This window comes from Halalkalibacter sp. HAAS-P013, assembly GCF_056619925.1.
Genome location: NZ_JBWQTU010000012.1, coordinates 150,007 through 174,549, shown reverse-complemented (window position 1 = coordinate 174,549; position 24,543 = coordinate 150,007). Strand labels below are relative to the sequence as shown.

General features: G+C 38.6%; 25 protein-coding genes. 17 read left to right on the top strand and 8 right to left on the bottom strand.

Annotated elements, in window-relative coordinates:
• Positions 1 to 141: 141 nt before the first annotated feature.
• From AC1FXP_RS16670 to AC1FXP_RS16635, 8 genes are all read left to right on the top strand, one after another.
• The gene (locus AC1FXP_RS16670; RefSeq protein WP_480063141.1) at positions 142 to 1,404 is read left to right on the top strand and encodes an ABC transporter substrate-binding protein; all 1,263 of its coding nucleotides are present in this window, start codon (positions 142 to 144) and stop codon (positions 1,402 to 1,404) included.
• 71 nt (positions 1,405 to 1,475) lie between these two features.
• Entirely contained in the window at positions 1,476 to 2,432 is a 957-nt protein-coding gene (locus AC1FXP_RS16665; protein WP_480063140.1) for a carbohydrate ABC transporter permease, read from the top strand.
• Positions 2,402 to 3,235, top strand: coding sequence for a carbohydrate ABC transporter permease (locus AC1FXP_RS16660; RefSeq protein ID WP_480063139.1), 834 nt, complete (start codon positions 2,402 to 2,404; stop codon positions 3,233 to 3,235). Before AC1FXP_RS16665 ends, AC1FXP_RS16660 begins: the two co-directional genes overlap by 31 nt.
• Before the next feature lie 11 nt (positions 3,236 to 3,246).
• Positions 3,247 to 5,001 (top strand): glycoside hydrolase family 2 protein, encoded by a 1,755-nt coding sequence (locus AC1FXP_RS16655; RefSeq protein ID WP_480063138.1) that lies wholly within the window; start codon positions 3,247 to 3,249, stop codon positions 4,999 to 5,001.
• A gap of 236 nt (positions 5,002 to 5,237) precedes the next feature.
• Positions 5,238 to 6,263 (top strand): family 43 glycosylhydrolase, encoded by a 1,026-nt coding sequence (locus tag AC1FXP_RS16650; RefSeq protein ID WP_480063137.1) that lies wholly within the window; start codon positions 5,238 to 5,240, stop codon positions 6,261 to 6,263.
• A 141-nt stretch (positions 6,264 to 6,404) separates the two neighbouring features.
• Positions 6,405 to 7,628, top strand: coding sequence for an ROK family transcriptional regulator (locus AC1FXP_RS16645; protein WP_480063136.1), 1,224 nt, complete (start codon positions 6,405 to 6,407; stop codon positions 7,626 to 7,628).
• A gap of 95 nt (positions 7,629 to 7,723) precedes the next feature.
• Entirely contained in the window at positions 7,724 to 8,770 is a 1,047-nt protein-coding gene (locus AC1FXP_RS16640) for an aldose epimerase family protein (RefSeq protein WP_480063135.1), read from the top strand.
• Between the two features lie 240 nt (positions 8,771 to 9,010).
• Positions 9,011 to 10,015, top strand: coding sequence for an S-layer homology domain-containing protein (locus tag AC1FXP_RS16635; protein WP_480063134.1), 1,005 nt, complete (start codon positions 9,011 to 9,013; stop codon positions 10,013 to 10,015).
• Positions 10,016 to 10,145: 130 nt separating this feature from the next.
• Here AC1FXP_RS16635 and AC1FXP_RS16630 read toward each other — a convergent pair whose 3' ends face one another.
• The gene (locus AC1FXP_RS16630) at positions 10,146 to 10,340 is read right to left on the bottom strand and encodes a hypothetical protein (RefSeq protein ID WP_480063133.1); all 195 of its coding nucleotides are present in this window, start codon (positions 10,338 to 10,340) and stop codon (positions 10,146 to 10,148) included.
• A 288-nt stretch (positions 10,341 to 10,628) separates the two neighbouring features.
• Between AC1FXP_RS16630 and AC1FXP_RS16625 the strand changes: the two genes are divergently transcribed.
• Positions 10,629 to 12,164 carry a hypothetical protein gene (locus AC1FXP_RS16625; protein ID WP_480063132.1) on the top strand — a complete coding sequence of 512 codons (1,536 nt, stop codon included), beginning with the start codon at positions 10,629 to 10,631 and terminating at the stop codon, positions 12,162 to 12,164.
• Positions 12,165 to 12,590: 426 nt separating this feature from the next.
• On the top strand, positions 12,591 to 13,277 hold the full coding sequence (locus AC1FXP_RS16620; protein ID WP_480063131.1) for a response regulator transcription factor: 687 nt from the start codon (positions 12,591 to 12,593) through the stop codon (positions 13,275 to 13,277).
• 114 nt (positions 13,278 to 13,391) lie between these two features.
• Here the strand turns inward: AC1FXP_RS16620 and AC1FXP_RS16615 are convergent, their stop codons facing one another.
• A complete protein-coding gene (locus tag AC1FXP_RS16615; RefSeq protein WP_480063130.1) occupies positions 13,392 to 13,991 on the bottom strand; it encodes a CBO0543 family protein in 600 nt (199 codons plus the stop codon).
• A 1,135-nt stretch (positions 13,992 to 15,126) separates the two neighbouring features.
• Here AC1FXP_RS16615 and AC1FXP_RS16610 point away from each other — a divergent pair.
• The 4 genes from AC1FXP_RS16610 (at position 15,127) to AC1FXP_RS16595 (ending at position 17,769) form a co-directional block, all read left to right on the top strand.
• The gene (locus tag AC1FXP_RS16610) at positions 15,127 to 15,342 is read left to right on the top strand and encodes a YkvA family protein (RefSeq protein ID WP_480063129.1); all 216 of its coding nucleotides are present in this window, start codon (positions 15,127 to 15,129) and stop codon (positions 15,340 to 15,342) included.
• A gap of 124 nt (positions 15,343 to 15,466) precedes the next feature.
• Positions 15,467 to 16,036, top strand: a complete 570-nt coding sequence (locus AC1FXP_RS16605; RefSeq protein ID WP_480063128.1) for a sigma-70 family RNA polymerase sigma factor — start codon at positions 15,467 to 15,469, stop codon at positions 16,034 to 16,036.
• A complete protein-coding gene (locus tag AC1FXP_RS16600) occupies positions 16,029 to 17,210 on the top strand; it encodes a hypothetical protein (RefSeq protein WP_480063127.1) in 1,182 nt (393 codons plus the stop codon). The genes AC1FXP_RS16605 and AC1FXP_RS16600 overlap by 8 nt, the downstream gene beginning before the upstream one ends.
• Positions 17,211 to 17,238: 28 nt before the next feature.
• Positions 17,239 to 17,769, top strand: coding sequence for a hypothetical protein (locus AC1FXP_RS16595; RefSeq protein ID WP_480063126.1), 531 nt, complete (start codon positions 17,239 to 17,241; stop codon positions 17,767 to 17,769).
• An 84-nt stretch (positions 17,770 to 17,853) separates the two neighbouring features.
• On the opposite strand, the gene AC1FXP_RS16590 is transcribed toward AC1FXP_RS16595, so the two are convergent.
• Entirely contained in the window at positions 17,854 to 19,080 is a 1,227-nt protein-coding gene (locus AC1FXP_RS16590) for an efflux RND transporter periplasmic adaptor subunit (RefSeq protein WP_480063125.1), read from the bottom strand.
• Between the two features lie 17 nt (positions 19,081 to 19,097).
• Positions 19,098 to 19,772: a hypothetical protein gene (locus AC1FXP_RS16585; protein ID WP_480063124.1), complete on the bottom strand. Its 675-nt coding sequence runs from the start codon at positions 19,770 to 19,772 to the stop codon at positions 19,098 to 19,100.
• Positions 19,773 to 20,211: 439 nt separating this feature from the next.
• Between AC1FXP_RS16585 and AC1FXP_RS16580 the strand changes: the two genes are divergently transcribed.
• Positions 20,212 to 20,820 carry a thermonuclease family protein gene (locus AC1FXP_RS16580; protein ID WP_480063123.1) on the top strand — a complete coding sequence of 203 codons (609 nt, stop codon included), beginning with the start codon at positions 20,212 to 20,214 and terminating at the stop codon, positions 20,818 to 20,820.
• A gap of 504 nt (positions 20,821 to 21,324) precedes the next feature.
• Here the strand turns inward: AC1FXP_RS16580 and AC1FXP_RS16575 are convergent.
• Positions 21,325 to 21,606 carry a hypothetical protein gene (locus AC1FXP_RS16575; protein ID WP_480063122.1) on the bottom strand — a complete coding sequence of 94 codons (282 nt, stop codon included), beginning with the start codon at positions 21,604 to 21,606 and terminating at the stop codon, positions 21,325 to 21,327.
• Between the two features lie 370 nt (positions 21,607 to 21,976).
• On the opposite strand from AC1FXP_RS16575, the gene AC1FXP_RS16570 reads away from it, so the two are divergent.
• The gene (locus AC1FXP_RS16570; protein WP_480063121.1) at positions 21,977 to 22,285 is read left to right on the top strand and encodes a hypothetical protein; all 309 of its coding nucleotides are present in this window, start codon (positions 21,977 to 21,979) and stop codon (positions 22,283 to 22,285) included.
• Positions 22,286 to 22,344: 59 nt separating this feature from the next.
• Here the strand turns inward: AC1FXP_RS16570 and AC1FXP_RS16565 are convergent, their stop codons facing one another.
• The 3 genes from AC1FXP_RS16565 to sda (AC1FXP_RS16555) all read right to left on the bottom strand — a co-directional run bounded on the left by AC1FXP_RS16565 (position 22,345) and on the right by sda (AC1FXP_RS16555) (position 23,102).
• A complete protein-coding gene (locus AC1FXP_RS16565) occupies positions 22,345 to 22,494 on the bottom strand; it encodes a hypothetical protein (RefSeq protein ID WP_480063120.1) in 150 nt (49 codons plus the stop codon).
• Between the two features lie 97 nt (positions 22,495 to 22,591).
• Complete coding sequence (gene sda, locus AC1FXP_RS16560; RefSeq protein ID WP_480063119.1) at positions 22,592 to 22,771, bottom strand: sporulation histidine kinase inhibitor Sda; 180 nt, start codon at positions 22,769 to 22,771, stop codon at positions 22,592 to 22,594.
• Between the two features lie 166 nt (positions 22,772 to 22,937).
• Positions 22,938 to 23,102 (bottom strand): sporulation histidine kinase inhibitor Sda, encoded by a 165-nt coding sequence (gene sda, locus AC1FXP_RS16555; RefSeq protein ID WP_480063118.1) that lies wholly within the window; start codon positions 23,100 to 23,102, stop codon positions 22,938 to 22,940.
• A 133-nt stretch (positions 23,103 to 23,235) separates the two neighbouring features.
• On the opposite strand from sda (AC1FXP_RS16555), the gene AC1FXP_RS16550 reads away from it, so the two are divergent.
• On the top strand, positions 23,236 to 24,345 hold the full coding sequence (locus AC1FXP_RS16550; protein ID WP_480063117.1) for an ATP-binding protein: 1,110 nt from the start codon (positions 23,236 to 23,238) through the stop codon (positions 24,343 to 24,345).
• Positions 24,346 to 24,543: the final 198 nt, after the last annotated feature.

The window sequence follows — 24,543 nt, the reverse complement described above, 5'->3', positions numbered from 1 at the left end:
AATTCGGTCTATAATAGGTGTATACATTGTATATTTAAGTTTGAAAACTAGTTGACAGCGTTTGCATATGGGTATATTATGATTATAAATTAAATTAATTAACTAATTTGATTTGGTTCTTCAAATAAAGGGGGAATAGTAATGAAAAGGTTTTTAAGTGGAAAGTTATTGATCATTCTTTTATTAGTAGGGTTAGTTGCTTGTGGTAATGACGAGGGCTCAGGCACAGCTGGTGAAGATACTAAAAGTGCTGCAGGAGGAGAACAAATCACGTTATGGGTTCCTTTCTCTGGTCCGGATGGTCCGAAGATGCAGGAAATCGTTGACGCGTTTAACACATCTCAAGATGAGTTCTCTGTAAACTATCAAGTTGTTCCTCAATCTGAGTACTATACGACAGTTGATTTAACATTAAACGACAATCGCAATGTACCTGATTTAATGGTTATGCATGGTAATCAAATTCTTACTTATGTGGAAAATGACCTTTTGAAAAATTTAGATGATATTACTGGTGAAACAGTTAATCTAGAAGATTACAACGAGAATGCATTAGAAGGTGCGATGGTTGATGGAGAACTATACGGAATTCCGCTAGATATTCACCCGTTAATGTTCTATTGGAACAAAGATCTATTTGAAGCGGCAGGTCTAGATCCGGATGTACCACCAACAAATCGCGAAGAGTTCGTAGAGTTTGCGCAAAAGTTAACCGATGGCAATGGTCAATATGGTTATGTTGTACCAACTTTATGGCCGCAACAATTTATTATGCCGACAATTGTCTATCAAAATGGCGGTAAGTTAATTGATGATGGACAAGTACTTTATGATTCAGAAGAAGTAGTAGAAGCATTAGAGTTCCAACGTTCTTTAATTACGGAGTATGGTGTATCGCCGTCTGATGTTCAACAAGATGGAGAAGTTACTCTATTCTTACAAGGCAAAAACGCAATGCACATGAATGGCCCATGGATGCTGCAGCAATGGGAAGATGCAGGCATGAACTTTGGTGTAGCGCCGGTTCCTATGCTTGGTACGGAGCAGCAAGCTGTTTTTGGAAACTCACATAACTTTGTTGTTCCAGAAGTCGTAGGAGAAGAAAAGCACGAAGCGATAAAGCAATTCTTAAGTTTTACAGCTGAAAATGGGATGGCATGGGCTGAATCTGGTCAAGCACCTGCTTCAAAAGCGATATACGAAAGTGCTGAGTTCCAAGAAATGAAGCAACAGCCTGAGGTTGCAAAGCAGTTTGATTATACGCAATTCTCACCTCGAGTTCGTAACTGGGGACAATTATCAGACCCTCTAATGGAAGCGATTAACGAAGTGCTTCTTGGGCAAAAAGAGCCAAGAGAAGCATTAGAAGAAGCGACCAATCGAGCTCAACAACGACTTAACTAAACATGGGAGCAGGGTTACCCTGCTCTTTCCTATTAAAAATACGAAAGATTAATGAAAAGGGGGGGGATTGGATGAAAAACTCAAAACTATCACAATTAACCTCGTTCTTGTTTGTTTTACCTTATTTTGTGATGTTTGTTTGCTTTCTCTTAATTCCAATCATTTATGGAATATATATTAGTTTTCATAGTTGGGATTTGCTTTCGAAAGATCGACCTTTCGTAGGATTACAAAACTATATTGCTATTTTCGATCCAAGTTCTCATCTTAACTCTGTTTTCTTTAATGGGTTATTTAATACATTTAAGTTTGTTATCTTTTCGGTTCCATTATTAGTTGTGATTGGTTTGTTATTAGCATTGCTCGTAACGAATTTACCGAAAAAAATTCAAGGGTTTTTCAGAACGGTTTACTTTATACCATATGTTGTATCTGTGTCGGTAATAGCGATTGTGTGGTTATGGCTTTTAGATACGAACTCTGGTCTAATTAACGAATATTTAAGTGTATTAGGTCTTGATCCGATCCCGTGGCTGACAAGAATTCCTTATGCGTGGATTTCGATTGTCGTTGCTACGCTTTGGTGGACGATTGGATTTAATATGATTCTGTTTATAAATGCGTTAAATGAAGTATCTGAAGAATTATATGAGTCTGCATCGATTGATGGTGCTAGTCCATGGAAGAAATTGATTCATATCACATTGCCAACCATTCGACCTGTGATGTTGTTTGTGTTCATTACATCAACGATTGCGTCATTTAATGTGTATGGGCAGCCGTACTTAATGACAAGGGGCGGCCCGGGGAATCAAACAGAGGTTTTACTTATGAGTATTGTCGATGAAGCCTTTTCTCAGCGTCAGTTAGGATCCGCTTCGGCTATGGCGATCTTAATGGCACTAATAATGATTGCAATATCAGTAATTCAATTTAGAATCAATCGGGCAAGTGAAGAAGGCAAATTTAAAAGGAAAAACAAGAAAGGAGTGGGAGTATGGGCAAAAGGAAAAAATCAATCCTTCTAGTTAGTATAGCTGTAGTGGTCGCGATCCTCTTTTTAATGCCTTTATTCTGGATGCTTTCCACTTCTTTTAAAACAGATACAGAAGCGTTAACAGGCGGATTAAATTGGATTCCGCAAAATTTTACGATTGAAAACTATACGTACACGTTATTAGGAGAAGGGTTGAACGTACCGGTTATTAGATGGATGTTTAACTCGATTTTCGCTGGTCTTGTTGGAACGTTGATCATTGTTTCGATCGATGCGATGGCAGCTTACGGATTAGCGCGGTTAGATGTTCCTTTCAAAAAATATCTATTCCCGCTATTTGTTAGTACGTTAATGATTCCGTTTGTGATTACATTTTTACCAATGTACATGCAATTTAGTAATCTAGGTTTATTAAATACGTATGCGGCTTTAATTTTGCCATATACAGCGAATGCGTTTGGCGTGTTTTTACTCTATCAATTTTTTAAAGTATTCCCGAAAGAACTTGAAGAAGCTGCAAAATTAGATGGTGCTAATAAATGGCAAATTTTCATCCGTATTGTCGTTCCTTCTGCTAGACCAATTTTATGGACGTTGTCTATCTTCTCTTTCATGATGATCTACAACGATTTCTTATGGCCGCTTGTTGCGACAAGTTCCCCAGAAATGAGAACGATCGCTACAGGTATCGCTGTTATGCAGCAAGGAAGCTTTGTTTCATCATACGGAAAATTAATGGCGTTAACGTCGATTGCGACGATTCCGGCAGTGATCGTGTTTATCATCGGACAGCGCTACTTCATTAAAGGTGTTACACAATCTGGTATTAAGTAAGGAGAGATAACATGAGTACAATTCGAAACGAATATCCACGACCTCAGTTCGTGCGTCAGGAATGGTTAAATTTAAATGGTGAGTGGGATTTTGCTTTTGACGACGAGAACCGTGGCTTAAAAGATAAATGGTATAAAGAATTTCCACAATCAATGAAAATAGTAGTTCCATTTGCTTATCAAACTGAGAAAAGCGGGATTAATGATCATAGTTTTCATGATGTTGTTTGGTATCGCAGGACTTTTACAGTAAGTGAAGATTGGTTAGACCAAGAGTTAATTCTGCACTTTGGAGCCGTTGACTATAAATCTTGGGTTTATATTAACGGGGAGCTTGTGACATTCCATGAAGGGGGAAATACACCGTTCTCAGCAAATATCACGCCACACTATAACAAAGATGGTGAGAATGACATTGTTGTACGAGTGGAAGACCCGTCAGAAGATGTAACGATCCCAAGAGGGAAGCAATATTGGCATGAGCAGTCTGCATCGATTTTTTATACAAGAACAACTGGAATCTGGCAGCCGGTTTGGCTCGAGCCAGTTTCTGAGAAAAAAATTGAAGGCGTCCGCTTTACGCCGGACATTGATCGAGGGGATATTATTGTCGAATACGATGTACCAAAAGATACGTCATTGACGATTAAAACAACCATCTCTTTTGGTGATCAAGTTCTCGTAGAAGAAGAATCAAAAGTACTAGAATCATATATTAAACGAAGCTATAATTTGCGCAATCGCTTTACGGATCGAAGCAATGTTCATGACGATGGCTGGTATTGGACTCCAGAAAATCCGAATTTATTTGATGTCAATATTAAGCTAGTAAGTGAAGGTGAAGTGCTAGACTCCGTTGATACGTATTTTGGGATGAGAAAGATTTCAATTGAAAATGGAACGTTTAAGCTTAACAACAAGCCTTACTTCCAAAAGCTAGTGCTTGACCAAGGGTACTTCCCGGGTGCGTTATTAACAGCTCCGGCAGATGATGATCTAAAGGGTGACATCTTAGTATCGAAGGAAATGGGTTTTAACGGTGCGAGGAAACACCAAAAAGTCGAAGATCCACGTTATTTATACTGGGCTGATAAACTAGGATTTTTAGTTTGGGGCGAGATGGCGAACTGCTCAGAGTATAGCGAAGAAGCTGTTCGCCGAATGGTAACAGAGTGGGTAGATGTTGTAAAACGTGATTACAACCATCCGAGTTTGATCGTGTGGGTACCTCTAAACGAAAGCTGGGGAATCTCGCGTGTTGCTCATGAAAAACAACAGCAGGACCATGCAACATCGATGTACTATTTAACAAAATCAATCGATACGACACGTCCTGTTCTTTCTAATGAAGGATGGGAGCACACGATTTCAGACATTTGCGGAATCCATAACTATAAATCTGCTGAGCATATTAAACAATCATATGAAACGGTTGAACGTGCGATTAGTACTGAGCCGGCGAATCGTGTCATCTATGCAGAAGGATATGAGTATCGCGGGGAACCGATTCTTATTACAGAGTATGGCGGGATTGCATATAAAGTGGATGAGCAAGATGGCTGGGGCTATTCATCGGTAAAATCAAGTGAGGATCTGATTGAGGAATATCGTAAAGTGACAGGGGCCATCTATCAATCTGATATTTTACAAGGGTTTTGCTACACGCAATTAACCGATGTTGAACAAGAGATTAACGGACTGTTAACATACAACCGCGAACCGAAGTGCGACTTAGCTAAAATCAAAGAGATTAATGATCAAAAATAGTTACAACCAAGCGCCTTGTGAAATGAGATGGCATTGAAAAGCGTTTGGAAAGTTATTCAAGGAAGCCGCAATGGCTCCACGCGTTGCGCGCCTGCTATGAGAAAACCGCTCATAGCAGGCTTTAAAAGATTGCAACGGTTCCGCTCATTGCATAGAGAGTACGGCAAAGGGAAAAAACACCCTTTTCCGTACTCTCTACAGGGCGTTTCTTTATAACAAAGGAAAGGAATACTATAATGAAAAAGTGGTTTTTATTATTTGTACTTGGAGGTTTACTCATGACAGGCTGCCAATCTAAAGAAGAAAAAACATTTCAAAATCCAGTATTTGAACCGGTTATTGCCGATCCTTCGATTGTTCATGCGCACGATGGATACTTTTATGTGTACGGGACAGAGGATCATTTTGGAGATGAACGAGGTCAACCGTTGATTCCGATCATAAGATCAAAGGATTTAGTCGAGTGGGAGTATGTCGGAGAAGCACTAGAAGCGAAGCCAGAGTGGAAGGACCAGGGCTTTTTATGGGCTCCAGATATTGTACACAGAAATGATAAGTACTATTTATATTACGCGGTTTCAACATGGGGCGACCCGGACCCTGGAATCGGGATCGCGATTTCTGAGAACCCTGAAGGACCATTTGAGGATCTTGGAAAATTATTTACAAGCTCAGAAATTGATGTTCGCAATTCGATTGACCCGATGTTTTACGAGCATGATGGGAAAAATTATCTTTTCTGGGGCAGCTTCCACGGCATTTATGGAGTGGAGCTCAGTGAAGATGGGCTTGAAGTCACAGGGGAAAAATTTAGAGTCGCAGGGAATGCCTTTGAAGCACCATATATTATCGAGCGCGACGGATATTTTTACTTTTTTGCCTCACTTGGTTCATGTTGTGAAGGGTTAAATAGTAAATATAGAGTCGCTGTCGGCAGAGCTGAATCGATTGAAGGACCTTATCTCGATAAGGACGGAAACGATCTTCTTGATTCTGAGGGGACGCTAATCCTAAAAGGTGAGCCAGCCGAAGATAGTGAGTCTGTGTTTGTTGGTCCAGGACACAACGCCATCATTACGGATGATGAAGGTACGGATTGGATTGTATACCATGCGATTGAACGTGACAAACCTTATTTGCCACTCGGGGCAACGAGACGACCATTAATGATTGATCCGATTATTTGGGAAGATGGCTGGCCGACAATTGAAGGCTTAGTCCCGAGCAGCACGCCTCAGAAGGCACCTATTTTTAACGATTAAGTTGGTAGAAAGTTTTAGTTTTAGCAGGCTAACTTATTGACCAACCTTATGTAATATATGATACTTAAGCTAATTAAAAAATTAAATTAATGAGTCGGAAGAAATAGTTCAAATGTGAATCTAAATTGAAGGCGGATGAATATGGTTTATAAAACAGGTAGTTTCGAAGGGATGAAGTCACTTAATCAATCAACAATATTAAATTTAATACGGTTAAAAGGTCCCATTTCTAGAGCGGAAATTGCCAAGATCACGAAATTAACCCCGCCTACTGTTGGAGGGCTAGTAAATGAGTTAGTAGAAAAAAACCTCATCATTGAACAAGAATCTAGCAAATCAAACGTCGGTGGCAGAAGGCCGATTATGCTAAGCATTAATTCCTCTGCTTATTTTGTGATTGGCGTCTATGCAGCAGCGGAAGTGGTTCGGGTCGTCATTGCTACGCTTGATGGGAAAATCACATTTGATTACGTTCAAAAAATAACAACCTTACCGACAAAGAGTGAGTTTCTTGCAATGGTCAAAGAAAGCATCCATTATGTTCTCACGGAACATGAGGTTGATAAGAAATACATTCTTGGATTAGGTGTGGCTATGCATGGGATGGTGAATCCGGAAAAGGGATTGGCTATCTTCTCGCCTCACCTGCAGCTTCGTGATGTCCCGTTAAAGGATGTACTAGAAAATGAGTTTAACATCCCTGTAATGGTTGAAAATGATGTCCGTGCTTTGGTTATTGCAGAAAACTGGTTTGGCCAAGGACAAGGCGTTTCCGATTTTCTTTGTTTAAGTGTTGGCCGCGGGGTTGGTTCCGGAATTTTTATTAATAATGAAGTGTATCGAAGTTCATTTAATACAGCAGGAGAAATTGGTCATACGATTGTAGATGTCAACGGACCGGTTTGCCGCTGTGGGAACAGAGGCTGCTTGGAAGCGTGTGCATCAGAAACCTCTATTTTAGAGCGGGCACAAGAGGCAATCGAGTCAGGCAGGGAAACCATTTTGGCAGATTGGACGAACGGTGATGAGTCTATTTTATCAATTGAGTTGGTTTTTAAAGCAACCAAAGAGGGAGATCAGCTAGCGAGGACAATTTTAGAGGAAACAGGCAGGTCTCTAGGAATTGCAACCGCGAATATGATCAATATTCTTAAGCCGTCTAGAATTATATTAGAGGGTCAAATTTTTGAAGGGGAAGATAATCCCGTAATTGATTCGCTGCAGCAAATGGTCAATCAATATATCTTAACGAACTCATCAGAGGATATCAAAGTGGTTTGTTCAAAGCTTGGTAAAAAGGGGATGGTTTTAGGCGCGGTTGCATTAATTATAAACAAAGTCTTTATGCCTGGCGGGGTGAATTAGTATGATAGAGCGGCTTGAGCGAGCAGGCCGCTTTCCTTTTTAATATATTAGTAAATTAAGTTAATTAATTAAGTGTGTTTAGGAGGCTTTTATTTATGAGAGTGATGAAAGAGTTATTTGGTACGTTAAATGAGAAAGAGGTCACATCCTTTACTCTTCGTAACAGCAAAGGAATGGAGATGACGTGTCTAAACTATGGAGGAATTATCACTAGACTTTTAACGCCAGACCGCAAAGGAAAAGTAGAGGATGTTGTGCTTGGGTTTGATAATGTTGAAGACTATGAGCGTCACTCTCCTTATTTTGGAGCAATTGTTGGCCGTTTTGCAGGGAGAATAAGTGGTGCGGAGTTTGAATTGGAAGGAAAGAGCTACCGCTTGCTGAAAAATGACGGGGAAAACCATTTACATGGAGGAAAAGTTGGGTTTAGCCATGTTACTTGGGAGGCTGAGACATTTGAAGCTGAAGATCGAGTGGGAGTTACATTCAGATACTTAAGTAAGGACGGGGAGGATGGCTACCCTGGAAACCTCGATGTAACGGTTACATATACGCTGACAGAGGAGAATGAGCTTCTTATAGATTATTCAGCAACAAGTGATCAAACAACGATTGTGAACTTAACGAATCATACGTATTTTAATTTAAGTGGCGATCTGAAAGAAGATATTCTAGACCATACACTTACAATTACTAGTAGTGAGTTTCTAGAGCTTAAGCCCGATCTAATGCCAACAGGTGAAAAGCTTCGCGTCGATGATACGCCATTTGATTTTAGAAATGGAAGAAAAATTAGAGATGGTGCTGTGTCGGAGTATGAGCAAAATGTCTTGGCCGGAAGAGGCTATGATCATCCGTTTATGTTAAATGCCAACAATAATAAAGAGATTAAGTTAAAAGATGACAAGAGTGGTCGTGTGCTCGTTATCGAGACGGATGAGCCTTGTGTTGTTTTGTATACAGGTACTCAGATTGAGGATAATTATAAAGTGAAAGATGTTCAAGCACGCAAATATTTAGGACTATGCTTGGAAACGCAAGGAGCACCCGATTCAATTAATCAGCCTCATTTTCCATCGCCAGTTCTGCGGGCAGGAGAGAGGTATGAGACTCGTACGCGGTATGTGTTTGGTGTGGAGTAAGAGGGTCTCAAATAGTAAGGAAGTCTACTATTGTTTTTGTAATAGTGGGCTTTTTACTCGTTATGGGTGTTTGGACAGAATAAGCCATTTTCGGACAGCAAGTGGTGATGTTAGCATGCAAGCATCTATTCAATAGTAGCTTGAAGTAGGAGAATGGCATTATTTACATGAAATTTTCACAGAGAAAGATGATAAAGTGATAGAATAGATGCTTGTAAGATGAGTAGAGGAGGAACGAAATTGAAGATTGCTAGTGTACTACTTAGTTTACTATTCGCTTTTAGCGTTGCGATTACACCGGTAGAAGCGGCGAAGAGCTTTTCGGATGTAAGCTCTAATTATTGGGCAAAAGAAGAAATAAGTTTTTTATCAAATAAATCGATAATTGGTGGGTACAAGAACGGAACCTTTCAACCAGGGAACAATGTAACAAGAGCTCAAGCTGCGATTATGATTGCGGGTGCTCTTGACTTGGATCTTGAGAACCGTCCGACTCCGCAATTTAGTGATGTTAACGCAGGTTTTCATGCTTATGATGTAGTAGCAGCGATAGCGGATGAGGGAATTATTACAGGTCGTGATGGTCAATTTATGCCAAATGCTCCACTTACTCGTGGTCAGATGGCAGCCATCCTGCAGCGTGCCTTTAACCTACAAGGGAAATGGGATCGAGAATTTAGTGATATTAGTACGAGTCATACGTTTTACAAGGAAATTCAAGCACTAGCTGCTAATCAGATTACGACTGGTCATAAAGACAATACGTACCGTGCGTACAACCCAACAACAAGAGCTCATTTTTCGGTCTTTTTAGCACGTGCGTTAGATGACCGTTTCAAAGAAAGCGATAAACCTGTTGTTAGTAAAATTGATGAGATTGAGGCAAAGGTAGTAGAGCTCACGAATGTAGAGAGAAAAAAGCATGGATTGCCAGAGTTGAAGGCAGATTCAGCATTATCAAATGTTGCTAGAGTAAAGTCGCAGGATATGCAGAGAAATAATTACTTTTCCCATTCAAGCCCAACGTACGGATCGCCTTTTGATATGATGGATCATTTTGGCATCTCTTATCGCATGGCAGCAGAAAATATTGCTCAAGGTTATCCTACGCCAGAGAGGGTTGTCGAAGGCTGGATGAATAGCGCGGGACATCGTGCGAATATCCTGAATGCAGATTTAACGCATATTGGTGTTGGCTATGATGAGAAAGGACATTATTGGACGCAGATGTTCATACGCAAGTAAAACGAAGAGAAACGGGATTCCGTTTCTCTTTTTGTATGGGATGGCTAGTTGTAGTCGTTCGGACAGCAAATGTTTAAGTTTTTGGACAGAATCCGGTCTAGCTGTTCCTCACCAAGGTTAGGCACGTTGGTTATAAATTGACCTCCGTAATGTCTGTGATTAAATCGTAGAAAACATCCTCTTTTTCAGGGAAGTAATGTTCTTTTAAATATTGGTTAATCTGACTACCGGTGGGCTTTTCTTCAGATTCAACAATAATTCCTTTAAAAGGGATATCATATTCTTTTATGATCTCTTCGCCCAATTGTACGGCCCATGTTTTCATATAGATCGCCTCCTTAATTAAATTCAATATAGGAAGTTTCCCCTTTTTTTGGATATGTATTCTTTAAAAAATGTCGGGAGTTCATAAAAAGGTCTAAATTCTATCTAATTTAGTTCATAGATTAGTTACATTTCTTCTGTAAAGTGTAGAACAAGCAGTTAACGAAACTGCAAAAAATGACAAAAGGAGGGTACGAACTATTCGTTTCGACAACTACAGAATGAACGTCTGTAACGTAATAGGTAGCCCACCTAAAAAACAATCTTACACATTAAGGGAGGAAGAAACATGGTGAAAAAGAAAGATATGCAATTGAAAAGGAGAAAAAATTCTAAAAAAGTAGTACCTTTCGTGTTATCTACAGCGATGGTGGCAAGTGCATTTGCTGCTGCGGGCGCACCTGTTTCCGCATCGGAATTAGGAAATAACGAAGAAAGCCATGGTGAAATCGTTTCAGAAGTAGCCAAAAGCATTCCTGGATCGCCTGAAAAAGGGAAGATCATGCGAGAGGTTGCAAAAGGTAATTATGAAGTATTAGAGGATTTGCTTAATGAGCATTCGGAAGATGGCTTAGATGATGAGAATGATACAGAAGATGCAATTGATGAAGATGACAGCATAGATGAATCGTCTGATGAGGAAGACGAAATTGAAGAAACAGACGTTGTGGAAGAAGACGGAAGCGAAGAGGAAGCAACTGAAGAAGCAGAAGTTGTGGAAGAAGAAGGAACAGAAGAAGAAGCTGAGGAAGCAGACGTTGTAGGAGAAGAAGGAACAGAAGAAGAAGCAAGTGAAGAAGCAGATGTTGTAGAGGAAGACGGAATCGAAGAGGATACGGTTGAAGAAGCAGACGTTGTAGGAGAAGAAGGAACAGAAGAAGAAGCTGAGGAAGCAGACGTTGTAGGAGAAGAAGGAACAGAAGAAGATGAAATTGAAGAAGCAGAAGTTGTAGAAGAGGACGGAAGCGAAGAGGAAGCAACTGAAGAAGCAGAAGTTGTAGAAGAAGAAGGAACAGAAGAAGAAGCAAGTGAAGAAGCAGATGTTGTAGAGGAAGACGGAAGCGAAGAGGAAGCAACTGAAGAAGCAGAAGGTGTGGAAGAAGAAGAAGGAACAGAAGAGGAAGCAAGTGAAGAAGCAGATGTTGTAGAAGAGGATAAGTCTGTTGATGAAGATGTTATCGAAGAAGAATCGGATGTTGAGGTAGTAGAGGAAGAGGTTATTGATAACAATGATGATGGCCTAATTAAACATGATGTTGAAAATGCTATCTACGAAAACTATCAAACTATTTTCAATCATTACGATCAGTTAATTCAATATAAAGGTCAATACATCGAGAACCACCTTCAAAACATAGAGCTAGAACCAGTGATTGACGAAGTAGAAGAAGGAATCGAAGAGGTGGAGCCAGTAATCGATGAAGAGGCACCAGAAGTAGAAGAAGGAATCGAAGAGGTGGAGCCAGTAATCGATGAAGAGGCACCAGAAGTAGAAGAAGGAATCGAAGAGGTAGAGCCAGTAATCGATGGAGTAGCACCAGAAGTAGAAGAAGGAATCGAAGAGGTAGAGCCAGTAATCGATGGAGTAGCACCAGAAGTAGAAGAAGGAACAGAAGAAATTGATCCAGTAATTGATGAAGCAACAACAGAAGCTGAAGAACCAACAGATGCTAATGCGGGAGTCGAGCTTGACTCGGAGGCAGAAGCAGAAGCAGAAGCAGAAGCAAATGCTAACGTGCAATATGAAGGTACGTTTGATAAGTTGTTTGGCTATTATGAGAGACTGAAGACGGCTTATACAAACTTCCTTTCTTTCTTGAAATAGGTGAGACCAAAAGTCTGGAACAGAGAAGGCAATGGCTCCGTTTGCTACGCGCCTTGAGAGGAGAAACCCACTCCTCTCAAGGCTTTTAAAAGATGTAGCGACTCCGCTCATTGTTTCGGGGGTGTCTCAAAAGTCCGGAACAGAGGTGGCAATGGCTCCGTTCGCTACGCGTCTTGAGAGGAGAAACCCACTCCTCTCAAGGCTTTTAAAAGATGTAGCGACTTCGCTCAGTGCTTCGGGGGTGTCCCAAAAGGTCAAAAACAGACCTTTTGGGACACCCCCTTTCTTAAATTGGAAAGAAGATAGGACTGAGTTTCAAACTTATGTCCCTTGAAACGTGCTAATTGTTAATGCTACCTTGTATATGTGTAAAAGCTTCTTAGTAAGATTCCAATAGAATACGAGGAATTAAAGGAGAGGTTTTATTTGCTAAATGTTTTGGTAGCAGATGATGATGATAATATTAGAGGAATTATTGATCATTATTTAAAAAAGCAAAAATATAACGTAGTTGAGGCTGAGAATGGCAGAGATGCACTCGATTTAGCCTTAGAAAAACAATTGGACATGGTCATATTGGATATATTGATGCCTGAAATGGATGGGTATGACGTTTGTCGTGAAATTAGAAAAGTTTCTGATGTCCCGATTATTATACTAACCGCTAGTGGGGATGAATTGGACCGAGTCCTTGGTTTAGAGCTAGGAGCTGATGATTACATAATTAAGCCATTTAGTCCAAGAGAATTGGTTGCAAGGATTAAAGCAATTTTGAGAAGAGTCGAACCTTCAAGTAACGAGAGTGTGAAAGAACAAAGCTACACATATGATTATGGAGAATTTAAGATTGATGTTGATCGAAGAGAAGTGATCTATAAAGGTGAGAAAGTGACATTACGGCCAAAGGAATTTGATTTATTGGTGCACTTAGCGAAAGCCCCTGGGAATGTGTACACACGTGAGACGTTATTGGAACATGTTTGGGGATATGACTTTTTAGGTGATATTCGGATTGTCGATGCTCATGTAAAAAAGATTAGAAATAAGTTTAAAGCAATGGGGTGTGATGTGCTCCGTACCGTTTGGGGAGTCGGGTATAAATTTGAAGTATAGGCGGGGCAAGCAGTTTTGCTTCAAAGAAGCGCAGGTGGAGTCATGATATGATACCACCTGCGCTTTTTTATAATATAATCGACGTCTTTCACTCATGCCCGTTCGCTGAAATGGTTACTTTAATGTACCCAAATAATAACCAGCAAGAAAAATAGTAATAATGAGTATAAAATGGATAAGAAACCAGCCAATTTTACCGTACTGTAAATGTTGAATGCTTATTGGCTTTCGTAAATGGTCGGGTAGGATCTTCCCGCCAATCCATTCAAAAAGTAAAAAATAAATCCACCACCATGTATAAGAGTCCCAAGTATTCCATTTAAACTCATATTCAATAAGACGTGTATTCGTTAAAAATAAGACTTCAAAAAACATGCCTAAATGGATAACGGTCCAATAAAAGGGGATTTTCCACATCCAAAGTTTTGGACTATACCTAACACAAATCAAAACAAGTAACGGAAAACTAGCTGTTATAGCGATTACAGGCATGGTTGCTAGTTTGGGAAATAGACGGTAAGGATACGAGTAAAATCCTAATTTCACAAATAATAAGCATAAAATATTTGCCACACTGGCACTTAATAAAAACAACAGACCGTACCGTTTCCAATCTAATCTAAAAAATAGAATTAATCCAACCACTCCAATGCTAATTATCGCCAATAGGATAAACGTTTCTATGTTTGCACCAAAATTAATGTATTGATTCATACACCGTCCCCTTATCAAAGCATTTTGAGTATGTATTATTCTACTTTCGACGTGATGTATTGAAACTGCTACTGTGACAATAAAAAATTAAAGAGATCCCGTATTCCGTTCAACATGATTTTCGTACGTTTTGTAATAGATAACCATAGTATGGATAAATACATGTTTTGAAATTATCCATGATAGGGTATTTTTTCTTCCTGACAAATAAAAAGTAAGGACCTCTCAATAACCGCCCAGTTATCGGGACCTTAAATACTGTCATAAATAACAGGACAGAAAAGAATGAAAGAACCCATATAATGATAGGTTTTTTTAGAAAGAAATAACTAAATAAATACATCTGTAAATAGATCAGTCCTGACCAAATTACATTCCAACCGTATTTGAATCGAATCATTTTTTTCTTCACTAAAAAATACTCAGCGAAACTAGATGCCAATACCCACTTCATAATATGGATGACTTGGTTTATAAATGATGTTGGAAATCGTGATAAAAATAGGAGCACTAACATAGGAGAGAGAAAAAATATATGTAATCCCCTTAAAAACCTCCAGTTCATATCTCCCGGTTTGAATTCCCAAAGAAGATTTCTTTTAAAAATATAATAATAAAGAGCATTAATAAAACTTGTGTAAAGCATACTTTTGTAGTACTTCGGGAGGTCTTTCCATGTCCTATGATAAAGACTTAGTAGCAGAATAATAAGTATTAATGCAATCTGTTTGTGTTTTTGCTTCATTCATTTTATTCCTCCAAAAATTTGGTGTGTTATAAGTATCTCTTATCTAACTTCGAATATGTAAATTAATTGGAAAAAATATTTATGTTATTATTATGAGGCTGTTCATTTAATTGGAATTATGCTGGTATATACATTTATAAATATCAATTTATTGACGCTGGATCAAGCACAGGTTGAATAATTCGAATTAGAAGCACGTTAAAGTCAATACGATAATGAGTCTTTTAAGCAAAAGCTGATGAATCATGCTCTTTGCTTTGTTTTTTGGTTGAAGAGTCTATCTAACGTATTTTATGATAACCTAAGCATAGAAAGTTGGTGAGACAGTTGCGAAAAGTGTTAAAGAGATTAACATTTATTTTTAAAGTGTGGAGGTTTGCTCCTTTTTTGAAAGATTATTTTTTATCAAAAGAGGTCTCTGTTGGTAAAAAGTGGATTGGGGTCCTGTTGATCATCGGATATGCTATTTTTCCAATTGATCTCATTCCTGATTATATCTTATTTTTCGGGATTCTAGATGATATCGTTATTGCAACATTTATCTTCGAACGCATGGTGAAAATGGCTCCGGATTCATTGAAGGAGAAGTATAAACTCAAATAAATCTTGAATTTCAAAAGCCTTGACAAAAAGGCTTTTATCTTTTGAAAAAATATCAAAAAAAGTGAATCCAATCTCTTACAATATACGTCAAAGGAAGTGGGCTGGTCTCTAGGGGGGTGGTTAATTGAGTGACTTGTTAGCAACAATAGGAGATTTGTCCGGAATGACAGAGAAAGAAAAAGAAGATCTGTTGGAAGCGATCATTAATACATACGGGAAACAAGTTACAAATTTTGCTTATACATATGTGAAGGATTGGGGCATTGCTGAAGATGTTGCGCAAGATGTGTTTATTAAAGTGTATCAACATTTGCATCGTTTTCGCAAAGACTCTAGCTTGAAAACATGGATTTATCAAATTACAGCTAATCATTGTAAGGATTTACTTCGGAAAAAGTACTTTCAATCAACGTTTCTTACAGATTTGGTTGGCCAAATCATCAATGGAAAAGCAGTAATCAAGTCCTCTGAACATACTTTTTTACAAGTAAATCAGGAAAAAGAAATGGCAGAGCATGTACTCCATCTGCCAATAAAGTATCGAGAAATCATGATTTTATATTATTATGAAGAGTTGTCAACAGAGGAAATTAGCGGATTTTTACATATGAGTGTGAGTACAGTAAAGACAAGGTTACAAAGAGGGAGAGAGCGGTTAAAACGGCGATTGAAAGGAGGGGATTGGCTTGACTGATCAATTCAAGAATCTCAAAAATGGATTAGAGAAGCATGTGTTCAATCAGCATTCGCTCGATCAAGAAAAAATGATCGCTGAGATTAAGCTAAAGAGGAAAAAAAGTAGAAGACCCTTTGTCTTTTGGGATATAAAACCGGTATTATCTATGACTTTATTCTTTTTTGTGATGGTAACAGCGGGAGCGTTGTTTTTCTTGCAGGGAGATGATTTTGAGCGTTTGGCGATTGAAGATGGTTTGATCGCAGAGCTTGCAGCCATCCCTGATCCTAATTTACAAAATGAAATAGAAGAGAACAAATTGTTGCAGCAACGGTTTATGGAAGACTCAGAGTTTCGTGTAAATGCACTCTCAGGAAAAACCTGGTATTGGAGTGAGGGGGAAATTAGATTTGTAGAAGAACCGCCAATATTAGATGCTTCGTATGAGAATGAGTTTTTGGTTTTGCCCGAACACATTCAGAAAGTTATTCGTGATGACCCGTTTGTTTTGTTGGCACAATTTAATGGAAATGAAGACTTCAGAGAGAGACTAAGTTTAGCGAGTGAGAGAATGGATGAGTTGCAAAAGGAAGATGTTTACACTCTTTTAGAGTATGATGAGAATGTAGGACGTTCTGGTTTATATAAAAGAGGAGAGGAAACGATTTTTGTAGAGTATGGTTCTAATTATAGGAAAGCTTATGAGAGTTTCCATAAAACAGAATTGAATCAAAGAAAACAACTCATTTTGGATAATTTGTATTTACTAGCATCGTCATTTCACTTATCAAAAGATGGAGAGGCATCAAGGCCAGCAAGTATTGAGGAGCTTGAAAAAATAAAGAACTGGTCCTTGCAGAACATGAACTTAGATGAATTACAGCAAATAAATTATACTTTATCCCAAGATGCTAGAAAAAAAAGCATTTTAATTGAGGATACGATAAGGCTTATAAGAGCAGAGGATGTTCTTTTCCTTGAACGTAATTTAAGGAGTGTATTAGATCATCTTGAAATAGTGATTGAAAGAGATCAACTACTATCGGGAACTGAGTACTACTACGACGCTGCTCGTGAATTATTTATTATTAATGAAGTATTTAATGAGCCTCTGCCAGTACAATTTATTGATTTTAGCCAACCACTTTCCAATGAAGAGATTGTTGAAATGTTAACTAGAGAGAAAGAGTAAGACTAGTTAAGGTTGAAAGGAGATTATAATGAAAAGTAAAAAGTTTGCGTTTATTTTAGTATATTCCTTAATTGCATTATTTGGTGTTGTCATTGCCGTAAATTGGTATTCAGTTAGTCAAGGTGAGGAGACTATAGAAGAATATCTTGAAGAGGAAGAGGCCGTAGAGGTGATTACAGTTAGTCATGAAGAAGGGGTGGAGGAATCGGATCTGTCTAATAATGAGGAGACAGAGAGTGGTTCAGGAGAGATCATTGCAGATGTGCATGCTGAGTTAAACAGCTTAGTAGGATGGAATCGCTACCGTGGGTTTTCTTGGGGGCGTAATGAACCTCGGCTTGAAGGAATTGTTGAAGATCTTGAAACGATGTTAGAGATAGAAACGAACGACGCTCGACGTAAAGATGCACAAAGAACGATCCTGGCCATTGAGAAAGCATTAGATGGAAGTGATGTAGAAGGGGTACGACTAGCTCATAAAATTATGCATGACCTAGACTTTTACGTAAACGGGAATGTTGGAGATGGGAAGAGGTATGGGATTACGGAGTATCAGTAGGAATAGGAAAACCGCATGGGTCTTTCACCCGTGCGGTTTTTAGCTATTGCAAACTTTATTATGATTCCAACTTGTAGGAAACCACTACTGAACAAATCCCTGCAACATAAGTGTTAATAGTGTTTTCTTCCTAAAAGCTAATTGGGCCGTTTCGTCAATATCTTGTAACTGCAATTTCGTAACAAATGGGTTGTTATCCAGCATGCCAGAAGGGTTCGCTACAATCCGCTCTCTTAACACAACCCCTCTTGTTACTTGTTGATGGTTATTTTGCGACATGCCTAATTCAATTTGGCGTTGTTCGAGAAGGCCGTCTTCAATAACGAAGATCGAATACTCATCATTCTCTACTAAAATGCTAGACTCAGGTATTGTGATCGCGCTATGAATTTCATTTTGAATAATATTGAGATACACATGGTATCCAACCTTTAGTTCGTCATCTTGCTCTTCCATATCCCAGTCTACATAAAAAGGATAAGTTGTTTCTTTATCAAGAGAGGGGTCTTCAGCAGGTAGGTTGGAAATCCGCGAGAGGATCCCGTTAATTGGTTCTTGATTATATGCTGTGATTTCCACTCTTAATCCTTCATGAATCTCAAACGACTCTGCCTGTGTTAGCTCGCCTTGGGCTAGTAATGTGCTAGAGACAATGGTTAATAGCGGTGTGTTTTGCTGGGTGTTCACTTCTTTAATGATTCCTGTTACTGGACTGGTCACCTCTAACTCATATTGTTGGCTATTTAAAGCGAGGAGGGATTGCTGATGGATATCCCTCTCAAATTCAAGCGCTTCGATTTGATGTTGCTTTTGTAAAATTTGCACTTCATATTGGTCTATTTGTTGATTTTGAAATGCTGTGATTTCTTCTTCTGCTTCATCATCGAATTGATAATTTTGTTGCTCGAGCCTGTTTTTTATTGATGTAATTGTCCAAATTTCGTCAGATAGCTGAGATGTTTTCAAATCAATCTGATCAATTTTTGACTGTAATTCTTGCTGGGTAGATTCGATTTCAATGTTTTCATAAGTAAATAGAATATCTCCAACATGAACTTCTTGTCCCTCTTCTACGTAAAGGTCGCCCATTGAACCGATATTTTCATTAAAGTAAATAGGCTCTTCATTCGTAGATAAAATAATTCCTGGTTTTTCTATCGATTCAACAAGATCGCGTTCAGTTGGCGATAGAATGTCATCAACAATTTGTAAGCGTGCAATGTTACTTTCACTCCCGACGATGAGGAAGACATTAACTGAAATCAATAAGACACAAGCAAAAACGATTACATTCACTTTCCACTTTTCCACTAGTTGTTACCACCCTTTTACATCAAATCAACGCTAAGAAAGTTTGATAGAAATAATAAAAATACCGATGTGACAATCATGATGAGATGAACTAACACAGTTACAAGAATTAAGAACCACTTCCTCGTGTAAGCAATTTTTGAAAATGCGTAGATCTGGTAAATTATTGTCGCTATGAAAAATAATGAGATTTGCCCAAAGAAATGAATATAATATTCATTTGTTGTCCACAAATGAGCAAGAACACCTAAAGCAAAGGGAGATGTAGCTGATTGAACTCCAAGCCAAACTTCAAAAGGCAGCAGCGCTATGTTTCCAATAGTAAGAATGAAGATGCTAATGGTTGATACGACAAAGGCTTGTCGATAATGTGTTTCTTCTAAGAACACCCAAAACCATACACTTGTGAACATCAAGTAGGCGAGGGGTGACACGAGCGCATCCAACACTCCGCCTAGTCCAATCATCAGTTTGGCTAATTCAAATTGGCTCGATGTATAATTAGTAATGACGTTAGAAATGCCTGATGTATGTAAGCCGTAGTAGGCTTGTACAATTGAGACGGATAACCCTAGGAAGAGAATGAATACCACTTTCCCTAGGTTAAGAGGGATCTCTTCTGCAATCGTTAACTGGTCAATCTTTGTATCTGGTTCTACTAAACTCCTTACTAATTCTAAATGGTACCTCATTATATAAATCCCCCATGTGAGTCGATATGTTAAGACTACTTTATTTTACATTTTTTTGTAGCTGTTGCCTAGGGAGTGTCTGTCAACACCCGAACTTTCGACTTTTGACAAGTCATTATGTAGATTCTGTAAATTTGATAAATTATATGCCATACATGATGTGTGTGAGACAAGGTGCTGTTATGATTACAGTGAGGTGAGGGAAATGACTAACAAGACGATTTTGGAGAATTTGAAGATTTATTTTGAAGAGAAGCTGAAGCGGAAATTGAAGGTTGAGGAAGTTGCAGTTTTATCTCAAGCGATAGAAAAAGCTCACCGGTAATGTAGAAATACTAAGATGAGAGCTCAGATGAGTACTTAGAATTAAGTACTAGTGTAGAGCTCCTTTTTTGTTTGATATAATAAAGCAGGCATTCATTTAAAAGGGGATAGGAAAATGTTTAATAGGAAGATATTGTTCTTGTCGTTCGCTCTATTACTTAGTGCGTGTGCACCGGTGGAAAGTGAACTACCAGTAGAAATTGTGGCCAATGATGCTGCATTTTTTGAGAGTGATTGGATTTTTGCAAGCGTTGAGAGAGTAGTAGATGGGGATACCATTCGAATTAAAGATTTAAATTTGGATTATGTTAGTGATCTAGACTTAGTGCAGGAACTGTCTGAGATTGGTTCTTCTGTAAGAGTGCGGTTTCTAGCAGTGGATACCCCAGAGGATACGAATGTGAAGCAGCTGTATGGAAGAGAAAGTACCGAGCTCGTTCAGGAGTTATTGGAGAGCGGATATGTCGTCATTGAGATCGATGAAAAGGCTGATTTTGACCGGTATGATAGGTTGCTTGGTCATGTTTTTACTGTGGAAGGTGTGAATGTGCAGGAGGCGCTTTTACGTGAGGGCTTAGCGCGAGTCGCTTATTTGTATGATGAGTACAAATATGTGGATGATTATTTTGAAGCGGAAGCAGAAGCGATGGCAGAAGGTGTGAATGTGCATTCCATTGAGGGGTATGTGACGGAGCGAGGATTTGATATGAGTGTGGTAGAGTAAGGATTTTTTTATAACCTGTATTTAAAATACAGATTTATTGGTAAATAACCTGACAAGAATGCTTACAGCTTTTTGGATGCTTGGTAGTATGAAGTTATCCAAAAGAGATGAACATTCGGGAGGTTATTCAAATGACTAACACACTTAGAAATCCAGGGATTTTCACGTTACTTGCTCTGACGTTTACGGTATTTTTTCAAAAATAAATAGATAGCAGTGGAGAAGGAGGGGGCTGTCCCAAAAGTCCGGAACAGAGGTGGCAATGGCTCCGTTCGCTACGCGCCTTGAGAGGAGAAACCCACTCCTCTCAAGGCTTTTAAAAGATGTAGCGACTTCGCTCATTGCTTCGGGGGTGTCTCAAAAGGTCAAAAACAGACCTTTTGAGACACCCCCTTTTTTTGGGGGGGACAGCAAATCGGCTTGTACAGCATCACGCCGACTCATAGAAAAAACAGGAGCGAGCATCACATGCCACTCCTGTTTTCCGATCAATTTGGTTAAATGTTAGCTATTTGCTCCTGTTATTCTATTTACAGCATCTTGAATTGTCGTAATAAGGTTGTCCATGCTTTCTTTAATCGATTCTGTTACTTGTGTTTGTTCTTCAATTGCCTCTGTTTGTTCTTGGATTGACTTGTTCATATTAGAGACTTCATCTGTTAAGCTGGAAAGAGCGAAAAACAGAACACCAATTCCGACTGTAGCTACAATGAGCCACATCCAGCCTTGATTGTACCAAGGCTTTTTATTATTAGAATGTCTTTTTTCATTTTTATTATTGTCCATACCAATCACACCTTTGTTGAATTGATTAGGAGCACTCGTAATCTATTTTTTATATACCCTGAATTGATCTATATAAACACCTCCCCAAAAAGGGAAGCCATTGAAAAAGGTAAAACCCAACCTTTTTCAGTGCCCTCCCCAAAAGGAGAGGTGATATTGTCACTATATCTTATTCGATTGGTGAAAAAAATATAGTGAATCCACGACATCTACATTCTTATTGTAGAGTTTTACAATGTTTGCGAGCCGTATTTTAGAGTTTCTGAGATTGTTGTAGAATCAGCTGCCAAATGCCTAATTTCCAAAAGGATAAGCTCTTATCCCGTCCCTGTTCAATAGGATATATAAGCTCTTAGGAAAAGGTGATGATATGTTTGTAAATGCATTTCACGGGTATGGTCCAGTTACTCCGCCACGGTATGGCCATGGGCACATTTGGCACCACCCGGGCTTTTATCCAGGTCATTATGGGCATGGACATGTTGGACATTATCCAGGGTACCATGGACATCCTCAACAGCAATGGCATCACGGATATCAGCAACCTCAACATGAAGCGCTAATTGAGCAAAAGCCTGCTCAAAAGAAAAAGAATCTTCATGATTATCATTGGCAGCATGGATACACGTTCGGACAAGGTACGGGTCAGTTCCCGGATTACTACAATCATAACTACTGATACTGATCTAAAAAAGGAACGAGAGCTAGCTAGTAGCTCTCGTTCCTTTTTCGTAAATATTACCACCATGGACGACGTGGATACCATGGGTTCCATGGAGTCCAATAAAACAATAGGTGATCTTGGTACGAAGGATTCCAGTGTCCGTGTTGACTTGGAGTATGGTTCACATGTGGATGAAGACTCATTTCTTGAAGCCAAGGAAACATATTATCACCTCTTTGTAAGCTGGATAATATAGTTTATTTGGCTTTTTTCAGATTAGAGCTTTTCCAAAAAAAAATTTATAGCGACAATTTGCTTTAACTAAGATTCTTGCTTTCTCTCTGTAGATTTATTTGAAGATAACTTTTCTCTGAGTTCTATTTCTTTCTCTATTAACTCAATAAATCTTGGGTCTAATTGAAGTGCGAGGGCTTTCTGTCTTGCATCTAATAGAATTTCATGATCAAGTCTCCATAACCCTGTGAAAGTGTTCTTCATCATATATCCCCCTTTGTATTGAGTCATATAGGTGAATACCACAATAATAAGTCCTTAAACATCATTCATACATTAATTATACAGTTTATAGACAATTTGGTGAAGGTATTTCGATGTGTATTCGTAAAAAAATGAGAGCTTTGGCGTTTGATGCCTAGCTCTCAATTGTTTACAAATGCTTTTTAGTCGTCATTTTTTCTCTTAAATATAGCTCATTATCCAACAATGTAATAAACTCTTCATCCAACTGGAGTTTCATTGCTTTGTTGCGTGCATCTAGTAAAATTTCTTTATCAACGTTTGCTAGAGCACTTTCCTTCTTGATACTTTGCATAAGAGAGCCCCCTATTTGAGTTTTATATATTTTCTACCACATTACTTCAATTCGTAAACATACTACGAATCTAAGCTAGTTTCGACTTTTTGTAATCTATCCATTATAATAAGAAGAAAAAAAGGATACGATTATGTCAATAAATCAGAATCTATCAGAGTGTGAACTGAAAAATAAAATAGAGAAGTTGAATCAACTAAATCAATCAATATTAGATTCAGTAGCCGAAGGAATCTATGGAATTGACCTACAGGCAAACGTCATTTTTTGGAACAAATCGGCTGAAGAGTTAACGGGTTTTCTAATAACTGATTTTGAGAAGCAAAATCTCCATGACTTAATCCATCATACAAATAAGCAAGGGGAGCACGTTCCTCTAATCGATTGCCCGGTTTATCATGCGTTACATAGTGGGGAAAGTATATTTGTTGAAGATGATATCTTTTGGAGAAAAGATGGTACTCCTTTTCCTGTTGAATACACAGTGAAGCCAATGATGGAAAAGGGAAAGTTTATTGGCACTGTCATTACGTTTAGGGATATCTCTGAGAAGAAGAAGACAGAGCAAATGCTAGCTGAATGGGAGAAGCTTTCGTTAGTTGGACAAATGTCTGCTGGGATTGCTCATGAAATTCGTAATCCAATTACGTCTTTAAAAGGCTTCGTGCAGCTAATTAGAGAGAGTAAGGAATTAAGAGAAGATTATTTTGACATCATAGACTCAGAGTTTAATCGCATAGAAACGATTATTAAAGAGCTATTAATGTTTTCAAAGCCTAAAGAAAGTAATTTTACTCAACATGATATAAAGGAGCTCATTACTCAAGTCGTAATGCTCATGGAGCCGCAAGCTATTTTGAAAAATATTCGAATTGATACAGAGTGGAACTCTAACGAAGCAATTATTTCGTGCCTCGAACATCAAATCAAGCAAGCCTTTTTAAACATAATAAAAAATGCAATGGAAGCGATGATAAATGGTGGAAATATCATCATAAAAGTAGATGCAACTGAGAATGATGTTCTTATTCAGGTCATAGATAATGGCCCAGGAATTCCAAAAGAGAAGCTTGGAAAAATCGGGGAACCCTTCTTTACGACAAAAGAAAGCGGGACTGGTCTTGGAATGATGGTAACAAAAAACATTATAAAAAATAACCATCAAGGAGCATTAGAGGTAGAAAGTGAAGCCGGTAAAGGGACGACGTTTCATATTCGTTTGCCGCTTGAAATGGATTGTTAGAGGGAAAGGTTTGATTGAATTTCCAAAAATATCACATCACATAATCAAATGTAGAGAACTGAAAAAAACACCAGTTCTCTTTTTGTTTTAATGGTTTAATGCAGTAAAGAGGGGTCTGACCCCCGGAAATAAACCGCTATTTCCCAAGTGTGTTTTTTGCCGCTAGATTTAAGGATTATTAACTAGTGACGAAACAGT